This is a genomic window from Sandarakinorhabdus cyanobacteriorum (assembly GCF_002251755.1).
GTDB lineage: Bacteria > Pseudomonadota > Alphaproteobacteria > Sphingomonadales > Sphingomonadaceae > Sandarakinorhabdus > Sandarakinorhabdus cyanobacteriorum.
In genome coordinates this window covers 25,582-30,590 of record NZ_NOXT01000127.1, presented here as the reverse complement: position 1 = coordinate 30,590, position 5,009 = coordinate 25,582, and the positions used below count along the sequence as shown (strand labels likewise).

Genomic DNA, 5,009 nt, shown 5'->3' with positions numbered 1-5,009 from the left:
AACATCCTATCTCGGTGTCCACCAAACCGGCAGCAGGCCAGACCGCCCCGTCTTCGCCATTTCGCGGAATACGGCGGACGAAAAGAGGCGAGTCATCGCCGATAGCTGAGTCGAACTTGGTACCACTTACCCCTCACGACATCGGGGCGCCCCCCCAAACACCAAGGGGTAAGGTAGCGGATTGCGGCGGGCATGGGAATCTAGGAAATCGCCCTTCTGTACATGCCTGAGGTTCTTCAGTGATGCGCGTCAGGCGAGAAGCTACGAATCGTTTCCAAACCGACCCACAGGGCATGCCGCTGAAGGAGCTTTCGGCGAAGTACAAATGATCAATCAGGGACCACCATCCACGCGCGGCGATGCCGCTTGCCGTTGATCAAGAGACCATCGCTCAGTGGCACAATCTCGCCATGTGTTTCGAGAATTTGGCACGCAAGCTGCGCCGCCTTGGCGGTCCTGAGGTTGTTTGGGCCAAGCTGATAGACCTCTGCCAGGTGAAAGCAGGTTTTGTTTTGCTTCCGCAGCCACTGCAGGAGGTCGGAGGCGCTGTGAACATCCGAATCAACGCTAGACTGACCCGCCAGCCTCAGCATCTCCGACCCATAGAACTCGGCAATGGTAATCGCGGCCGCCATGGAGTCCTCGCCGATCTCTCCGACCTTCTCATTTTGAACGACGGCAATCACGCCGGCTAGACGGGCGGCTTGCTCGGGGGCTTTTTCCCCCCACGGGCGGATACCCTTCCACACGCCAATGGGGCTAACGCGCGTCTGACAATCGTCATGAAAAGAGATCCATTTGTGCTGTGCGTCAGGAGCCATTGGCAGTGACCTAGGCATGAGACGTTGCGGATCTCTTTCGTGGTGCGGCCAAGTTGAGAGCATCTCACTAACACGACTTGTGAAGCGCTGGAGTTTTCCTGAGCTTTCGGGTGCCGGCATCCGGAAGTGACGCGATCCTGCAAGGCTTGGTGGAGCGGCCACCAGAAGGCGCGCGGTCAAGCCCGTGGCGATTGCGTCAGCATTACCAAGGAGTTGATGGGCTATCCCAGGCTGAATCATCAGATGCAGCGCAAGTCGGCGATCAAGAAGAAGCGAATGTCCGTCGCCCGCGCGCGTTCGGTTAATAGGACTACCTTGCCAAAAGTCGTTCAGGGTGGCGATCGTATGCAGCCGTGATTCGTCACGAAGCGCATGACCCCCGAGCATTTGTCCGCCTTCATCCGAGAAGAGCCCAAGCGACGGTCTGCAACAGTGGTAGGCCTTTTGGAGCCCTGCCATTGTCGGTTCAGCGAAGATTATCGAAGGGTTAAGAGGCTCCTTTGGAGGGCGACCCAGCTGTCCGATTGCCTCTTTAAGAGCAGCAGGGTCCATTGCTAAGGCCTTGTCACGGATGATCTTGGCCTTGGCTCCATCCCACGACTCGCGTTCCAGCTTATAGTTGTCAAGTTGATCGCGATAGGCGGCTTGGCCATCTGTTTCCGCAATGCGAACAGGACGCATTGCGTATACATCTGCTGCGCTCTTTCGGTCGCCGCTCTCGGCGATGGTCACCAAATACAGCGACAACGGAGCAGTAGCGCCGTGTGGCAGCAAGACATTGGCATGGGCTTGAGCAGCAAGAGAACTGACGGCTAGGACGCTGCCGGCAGCAATGGCCGGCTGGCATTGGGTAAGGTCAACGATTGCTGAAACGGCGTCACTTAACACCTTTGGCAGCGCATCGACGGGGTATCCTAACCCTGGCGGCAGCTCTCGAAACAGCGGGAGCTTAGCCAGACGCTCGGGCAGCGATGGACCAGTCAGATCGGTCACGCAATGGTCAAAGTCGGGAAGATTGACGGGCGAACCGGGCTGATTATGCATAGGCCATCTCCGTCATTCCGAGCGCTCGCCGGATGGCGTCTTCGCCGCCGCGACAAAGAAAGACGTCGGAAAAATCCCAGCCTTTGGTTGCCGAAGACCATCCTCGCGGCATAGGAGGCTTGGCGACAAGAGCGCCTGGGAGAGCGGCAGCAACCGAGGTTGCCGCCGCCAGTCCAGGGTTGGGGCCAGTATCCATGTCGGCGCACATTATCAGCTTGGCGCCAGGATGCCGCCCGTACAGGGCGGTGGCGACGGCAGACAGGTTGCTCGCCGACATTGCTGCCGCGGTCGGTAGTCCTGTAGCAACATAAACCGCCGCCATGGTGGCGAAGCCCTCGCCTATGGCAATGGTTTCAACAGGATCGTCAAACCCTGCACTCCAAAATGCGCCCTTCGTGCGACCGTTAGGCAGAAATCGCTTCTGACCCGAGTGTGAAATGGCCTGCAGGTTGCAGATTGGGCTAGCCGTAGTCCCTAGGGGCACAATCAGGTGACCTCCATACTGCTTTACACTTATGTAACGGCCAAGAGGGTGGATGCCGCGTGCAGCAAGATAAAGTGCCTTGGCCTGAAGGTAATCGTGAGTCCCTGGCGTGTGAGATTTTGACCAGATCTCACGCGCCCTTTCTGCGGCTGCTGCGTGGCGCTGTTCGGCCGCGGCAAGCTCACGTGCTCGCTGTGAAGCGATCTCCACCGCTGACGGCCCTGACGCAGAATTAGACACTCTCGAATGCCAATGCCCGGTGATGCCGAGCCGCCAGCTGCCAAAACTGCCGGAGTGAGGTCCATCTAGCCGAAGTACCGCCCACCCGCTCTTCTTCCGCTCTCCAAGACAGCGGAAACGAACGATTCGGCCCGATTGCAGATCGGCCATCAGTCTTGAGGGATCTATTGGCTCGATGCCCCACGCCCGCATCGCGCCAACCATTTGGAACGCCGAAAGCGAGCCATGCATAAGTTGGGTGCTCATGCCGCGCCTCACTCAGTCAGCTTGGTCGATGAGCGCCATTAGGCTCGCGACAGAAATCAGCGTCCTGCGGCCAACCTTGGTTCGCTGCAGTTTGCCACTTCGCATCAGCTTAAAGATCTGACTGCGGCTCAAACCTAAGGCCGCAACTGCTTCGGCGACGGAATAGGCGAGAGGTGTGATTGCGCGGTCGGGCACTTGCCTGACCACTGGCGCGTTGGTATGCATCGAGAACTAACTCCTCTGCTAGTGGGGTTATGGCGGCTGGAGGGTCGGGGTCCAATCGTCCCTTCAGCCGCAAAATATGATTTGAAGAGCGCCTTAAATCACGATCTAATTTGGCGCTTTCACCGTTTCAATACGGATTCCTTATTTTAGCGACACGCCTCCTCTATTAGGGTTATTTCGAAGATATATTTGGTTTTATTGCTAATCATCTACAAAAATTTCCGCATATTGACGCCATTTTTCAACTGTATTAGGCTTAGCGTGGATGTCTTTCAACATCTTGTCAAACACAGCGGTCAAATTCACTACAATAAATGGATCGCCACATTCTTTCGACAAATATGTTAAGGATTTATCCTCTTCAGAAATAGAAGTGTTTACTTTGAATAGTCGATAATATTTTTTTGAAGAAAAAATAAAATAAAAAACTTCATTCTCGTCAACATCGAAAACATTATTGCCTTCATTAAATGAACTACTAACACCCCAAAGAGCATGCTGTGCGGCCTCTTTGGGCCGAATGCCGACGTCAATTATACGACTCATAAGCGCGAAATATAGTGCAGCTCGCATAGAAAGCCGATCTTGCTTGCCAAATTTAACCTCAAACTCGTTGAGAAAACCTCGATGAATCCAAAGATTGAGCGCCGTGACCTTCATTTCCAAGCAGAATGCGACAAGCGCGCGACTCAAAGCCGGCTCGTCTATGAGCTCGGGCATGCTGACGAGCGGGTTGGTCAGGTATCGTTGGTTAGCCATGGACACATATTTCGCATGAAATAATCCCTATATCAAGTGAAATATTCTGCTTGGATGTAGGCGCTGCCCCGGGCTTTCGCCGACGAGACGGCCGCACTGGCGTTCGATCCCGGAAACCAATCTACCAAGACCGGGCAGTTGTTGGCCGATGCCCGCGATGACCGGCGATGGGGCGGCACTGACCCGCCAGCAGTGGCGTTCCTCTACCCACCCGACCGCAGGGGCGAGAGGCCCAAGGCGCATCCGATTGGGTTCAGCTGCATCCTGCAGGTGGACGGCTATGCTGGCTGCCGCGCTACAGAACATCTGCTATTACTGCCGCCAACACGACTAGCAGGGCCGATGCACCCCAGATGACGCCGCCGCAGGACCCGCCCCGGCATCGCTATGCCGCCTTTATCAGCTATCGCCACCGCGAGCCTGACCGTGCGGTGGCGCGCTGGCTGGTGGACGCGCTGGAGGGGTTCGAGACGCCCGATCGGCTGGTGCGCGAAGGCTATCCGCGCCGGCTGGGCACGGTGTTCCGCGATGATGATGAACTGAAGGCCGAAGCCGAACTGTCGCCGGCCATCCGGCGTGCCCTTTATGACAGCCGCCACCTGATCGTGGTGTGCAGCCCCAACACGCCGATGAGCACGTGGGTGCGCGCCGAAATCCGCTTGTTCCAGCATTGGGGCCGGGGTGACCGCGTCATCCCGGTGCTGATCGAGGGCAGCCCGGCCGTCTCTTTCCCGCCCGAATTGATCCGCACTGAGGTGGTAGGCGACGGCCCAGACGCCGAGTTCCGCACTGTCGAACCGCGCGGCCCTGATCTCAACCCCCGCCAGGGCGAGACAGAGGCCGAACAGAAGCAGCGCGCACTAATCACCATTGCCGCCACCGTGCTGGGCTGCGCCTATTCCGACCTGCTGAACCGCGTGGAGGAACGCCTGCGCAAGCTGACCAGCGTTGCCCACTATCGCGACATCGTGCGGCGCTGGGGCGCGCCCGAAGGCGTGGGCGAGATTGGCGAGGACATCGCCCGGCGCCGCGAGGTGAGCTATCGCGTCGAGCGCCGTGGCGGCCAGGTGGTGCGCGTCAACCGCATCAACGGCCGCGGCTTTCCCCAGCCAGAAGAGAATGGCGTGTGCCAATGGGATGTCGCCTGGCGCGAACCCATTCCCGGCGATGCCCGGCCGCTTCGCGTGGAC

5 protein-coding genes and 1 pseudogene are annotated in these 5,009 nt (G+C 57.9%); 2 read left to right on the top strand and 4 right to left on the bottom strand.

Annotated elements, in window-relative coordinates; translation table 11 throughout:
• Positions 1-329: 329 nt before the first annotated feature.
• From CHU93_RS16790 to CHU93_RS17395, 4 genes are all read right to left on the bottom strand, one after another.
• Positions 330-1,865: a YfjI family protein gene (locus CHU93_RS16790; protein WP_094475292.1), complete on the bottom strand. Its 1,536-nt coding sequence runs from the start codon at positions 1,863-1,865 to the stop codon at positions 330-332.
• The gene (locus CHU93_RS16785; RefSeq protein ID WP_094475291.1) at positions 1,858-2,835 is read right to left on the bottom strand and encodes a toprim domain-containing protein; all 978 of its coding nucleotides are present in this window, start codon (positions 2,833-2,835) and stop codon (positions 1,858-1,860) included. Before CHU93_RS16785 ends, CHU93_RS16790 begins: the two co-directional genes overlap by 8 nt.
• Positions 2,836-2,847: 12 nt before the next feature.
• Entirely contained in the window at positions 2,848-3,060 is a 213-nt protein-coding gene (locus CHU93_RS16780) for a helix-turn-helix domain-containing protein (RefSeq protein ID WP_094475290.1), read from the bottom strand.
• A 201-nt stretch (positions 3,061-3,261) separates the two neighbouring features.
• Complete coding sequence (locus CHU93_RS17395) at positions 3,262-3,819, bottom strand: hypothetical protein (protein WP_133064455.1); 558 nt, start codon at positions 3,817-3,819, stop codon at positions 3,262-3,264.
• Positions 3,820-3,888: 69 nt separating this feature from the next.
• On the opposite strand from CHU93_RS17395, the pseudogene CHU93_RS16775 reads away from it, so the two are divergent.
• Positions 3,889-4,116, top strand: a pseudogene (locus CHU93_RS16775) (IS66 family transposase); the annotation flags it as partial.
• A gap of 56 nt (positions 4,117-4,172) precedes the next feature.
• The coding region (locus CHU93_RS16770) for a toll/interleukin-1 receptor domain-containing protein (RefSeq protein WP_133064456.1) at positions 4,173-5,009 on the top strand (837 nt) is incomplete at its 3' end.

Excerpts from the sequence above, each read along its gene's own strand:
- CHU93_RS16790 (WP_094475292.1), bottom strand. The coding sequence starts at position 1,865 with ATGCATAATCAGCCCGGTTCGCCCGTCAATCTTCCCGACTTTGACCAT.
- CHU93_RS16785 (WP_094475291.1), bottom strand. The coding sequence starts at position 2,835 with ATGAGCACCCAACTTATGCATGGCTCGCTTTCGGCGTTCCAAATGGTT.
- CHU93_RS16780 (WP_094475290.1), bottom strand. The coding sequence starts at position 3,060 with ATGCATACCAACGCGCCAGTGGTCAGGCAAGTGCCCGACCGCGCAATC.
- CHU93_RS17395 (WP_133064455.1), bottom strand. The coding sequence starts at position 3,819 with ATGGCTAACCAACGATACCTGACCAACCCGCTCGTCAGCATGCCCGAG.